This window comes from Yoonia sp. (assembly GCF_046498525.1).
Classification (GTDB): domain Bacteria; phylum Pseudomonadota; class Alphaproteobacteria; order Rhodobacterales; family Rhodobacteraceae; genus Yoonia.
This window is the reverse complement of the sequence record NZ_JAWOAN010000211.1, coordinates 1-3,800: the sequence shown is the minus strand read 5'-3', so window position 1 is coordinate 3,800 and position 3,800 is coordinate 1. Positions and strand designations below refer to the sequence as shown.

Here is a 3,800-nt window from a genome sequence, read left to right as displayed (position 1 = left end):
TTTTGAGTTTTTTCATCTTTCCTGCACAGGTTCAACAGGGTTTTAAAAAATCTCGCCCCGCTAAAATTAACCGTATATCAAGTTTTTGGATTTGTAGTTCTGAACCAGTGTTTGGTGCGGAGGCATATTTTAACCAGCATAAGCATAACAGGGACTTCTATAAGTACTCCTACAACGGTTGCCAGTGCTGCGCCCGAACCCAGTCCGAACAGCATTGCTGCGGTTGCAATCGCCACCTCGAAATGGTTTGAAGCGCCTATCATTGAGACGGGCGCGGCATCTTCATACGTAAGTTTCAGTATCCGCGCAAGTCCATAGCCCAGCCAGAAGATAAGGTTGGTCTGTATGAAAAGAGGTATCGCAATCCAGAGTATCGTCAGGGGGTTGGTAGGCGCGAAATGGGCGGCGTACCCGACCTGTTGTTTGTCATCGACTGCAACAAGGAAGACCTTGCCATCGCAGAAGCCAACAAGCTGGGTATTCCGGTTGTGGCTATCGTCGACACCAACTGCTCACCGGCAGGCATCGACTATGTCATTCCCGGCAACGACGACGCCGCGCGCGCCATCGCCCTTTATACCGATCTGGCCGCACGCGCAGCCCTTGACGGCATGACAGCACAACTGGGTGCCGCAGGCGTCGACATGGGCGAGATGGAAAATCTGGCAGAAGAAGTGGTTGCCGAAGAATCAGCCGCCGAAGCCGCGACAGCCGAGTAAGCGTCATAAAATTGTAGGGCAGGGGCCATAAGTCCCCGCCCATACCCCTGAAATACCTCCAAAGGAGAAGTAACATGGCAATCACCGCTGCAATGGTGAAAGAGCTGCGCGACAGTACAGGCGCAGGCATGATGGACGCCAAGAAGGCGCTGACAGAAAGCGACGGCGACATGGAAGCCGCTGTTGACTGGCTGCGCACCAAAGGTCTGGCAAAGGCTGCAAAGAAATCCGGTCGTACCGCTGCAGAGGGCCTGGTCGCCGTTGCGGTCAAAGACGGCAAAGGTGTTGCGGTCGAAGTGAACTCCGAAACGGACTTTGTTGCGAAAAACGCTGACTTCCAGAAAATGGTCGCCGGTATCGCAGAGGTCGCTTTGGGTACGTCGGACATTGACGAACTGAAAGCCGCTGACATGAACGGCAAAACTGTCGAACAGACCGTCACTGACGCTGTTGCCGTGATCGGTGAAAACATGTCCGTGCGCCGCATGGCGACGCTCGAAGGCGATACAGTCGTGAACTACGTACACAACGCAGCCGCCCCCGGCATGGGCAGCATCGGTGTTCTGGTCGCCATGAAGGGCGACAACGAAGCATTCGGTCGTCAGGTCGCAATGCATATCGCTGCTGCTAATCCAGCCTCCCTGTCCGAAGCGGATCTTGATCCTGCCATGGTCGAGAAGGAAAAGCAGGTTCAGATGGATATCGCCCGCGAAAGCGGCAAGCCCGAAGCTGTGATCGAAAAGATGATTGTCGGCCGCATGAAGAAATACATGGCCGAAGTCACATTGCTCAACCAGCAGTTCGTTGTGAACCCGGATGTGACGGTGGCACAGGCCGCCGAAGAAGCCGGTGTCGAAATCACCGGCTATACGCGTCTGGCCGTCGGCGAAGGCATCGAGAAAGTCGAAGAAGACTTTGCAGCGGAAGTGGCTAAACTGAATAGCTAAAAGCACGTTGAATTTGAATGGAACGGCCTGTCACGAGAGTGATGGGCCGTTTTTCATGGGCTGACGCATGCCAGAGATGCTATTCGGTCTCTCCGAAGTAGGACAGAAGGGCGTCCATCGCGAGCGGATATCCCGCCGCCCCGAACCCGCAAATCTGACCGATGGCAACCGGGGCAATGAAGGATGTCCGGCGGAATTCTTCACGGGCGTGGATATTGGACAAATGCAGTTCGACCACCGGCAGCATGATGCTGGAAATCGCATCCATCAACGCAACGGAAGTATGGGTATAAGCGCCGGCGTTGAGGACAATGCCATCATGCACACCACGTGCCGCATGAAGCGTGTCGATCAACGCGCCTTCATGGTTGCTTTGTGCAAACACGATCTCGATCCCAAGCACCTTGGCCTTGCGATAGCACATCGCCTCGATATCAGCGAGCGTCGTAGGACCGTAAACCTCGGGCTGGCGTGTGCCGAGCAGGTTGAGGTTCGGGCCGTTCAGGATCAGTATGGAGCGTGTCATAATGGTTCTCTACCAGCTTTAAACAATTGGTCAAAATGGATTCTCTTCACGTATCAAACGCTAGCGGCCCGTTGGATAGGAAAATGAAACAACCAATAGAAACGGAGCGGCCCAACGATGCAGTTCATATCGCCTCATGCGATTAGTGAACAGGTGCACTGCAACGTACACGGCCTATATGACGTCTTTCGTGTCACGAATAACATGTCTATCGATATCTATACGTTGAATTGAGGATGCCATCTATGATCCTGACGAGTACAAACAATCTGGCCAGCGTTTACGGCCCGTTTAACGCAGTGGGCATTCGCGGCGAGCGCGTAAAAAGGCAAACAGAATTTGGTCTCTATGCCGACGGAGCAGTACCGGTTCCGGAATGCGATATCCGTGGTGCACTCTTTACATCGGCGCCAAATGCCCGGTTATCGAATGACACGCCCTTATCCGAGATCTCAGAGCCTGTTCTCTTCGCCGGTTTGGCTCCTCAGCAGTTTGGTCATGTCATTCTCAATTCAATTGGACGGCTTTGGGCTGTTCAGCATACGCCATCGGATACAGCGCTCCTCTTTTTGCCTCGAAATCAAGCGAGACTTGCCTATTACCCTTATCTCAAGCCAATCCTTGAGATGCTCGGCCTGAAAAACCGCGTCCTCTTGCACGAGCAACCGATGCGGTATAGCACTCTGTACACAGCTCAGGATCTTTTTGGGGAGCGGCATGGCGGAACCATGAAGCCACAAATGCGGGATTGGCTCGCCGAACGGCTTTCTCCCAGAGACTCCATCACAAAAGGACGTAAGCTATATTTCACGAGGTCACGCCTCGGTCCACAGGTAGGGCGCTACTGTAACGAAGACCTTATTGAGGAACTGCTTTGCGCGGATGGGTACGAAGTGGTCGCACCAGAGCAACAGAGCTTATCCGATCAGGTCGCTTTGATGCAGGATGCCGAGGTTCTGCTTTTTGCCGAAAGCTCCGCGCTGCATCTTTATGGTCTCGTTCAACGTGCGCACCAACGGGTCGGGCTCATCCAGCGTCGTCGGGATTTGCCACCTCTTATAGTGAACCAATTGCAAGGTGGCCCTGCGGAAATTCGCGCCATAGACGCTATATCCGAGATTTATTGGCCGCCTCGACGTCAAGATAACGTATCAATAGCCAAGCTTGATTTTGACAGACTCCGTCACAGGCTTATCGAGGAACGATTCTTGTCAAAAGCGTCACGTTGGCGCACTCCGGGTACCGCTGAGGTGACCATGTCTTTGAATGAAGGCCTTATGCCAGGAACGCAGCTCATTGCAGAAGAAATGCGTTTGCAGTGGCTGCGTGTCCAGCGTCGGCGGGCGAGCCGGTGAGGTCTTCTGCAAAGTGGTTGATGGGCCACGGATTCACCCCCACTATCTTTGGCGCATGGCCGTTTTTGAACCCACGCACTGCAAGAGGGTTCCGCTCATTCTTGCTCTAGCTCAATGGACATGATCCTGGTCTTGGTGGTGGTCCGCCGGCCCGGGTCCTCAACCAGGCGGGAGGCGTCCACCCCGGATTCGGCCAGCAGGCCCCGCAGCCTGGCCCCACCTTCGTCCCGTCCGATGACCCCCGCCAGGGCCG

The 3,800-nt window shown here is 54.5% G+C and carries 3 protein-coding genes and 1 pseudogene; 3 read left to right on the top strand and 1 reads right to left on the bottom strand.

Annotated elements, in window-relative coordinates:
* Window positions 1–338 precede the first annotated feature (338 nt).
* A pseudogene (rpsB, locus tag R6T97_RS12980) lies at window positions 339–719 on the top strand (30S ribosomal protein S2); the annotation flags it as partial.
* A gap of 74 nt (window positions 720–793) precedes the next feature.
* A complete protein-coding gene (gene tsf / locus R6T97_RS12975; RefSeq protein WP_410349722.1) occupies window positions 794–1,666 on the top strand; it encodes a translation elongation factor Ts in 873 nt (290 codons plus the stop codon).
* A 79-nt stretch (window positions 1,667–1,745) separates the two neighbouring features.
* Here tsf and aroQ read toward each other — a convergent pair whose 3' ends face one another.
* Window positions 1,746–2,192 carry a type II 3-dehydroquinate dehydratase gene (gene aroQ, locus R6T97_RS12970; RefSeq protein WP_410349721.1) on the bottom strand — a complete coding sequence of 149 codons (447 nt, stop codon included), beginning with the start codon at window positions 2,190–2,192 and terminating at the stop codon, window positions 1,746–1,748.
* Window positions 2,193–2,437: 245 nt separating this feature from the next.
* Between aroQ and R6T97_RS12965 the strand changes: the two genes are divergently transcribed.
* A complete protein-coding gene (locus tag R6T97_RS12965) occupies window positions 2,438–3,547 on the top strand; it encodes a glycosyltransferase 61 family protein (RefSeq protein ID WP_410349720.1) in 1,110 nt (369 codons plus the stop codon).
* The last annotated feature ends 253 nt before the right edge of the window (window positions 3,548–3,800 follow it).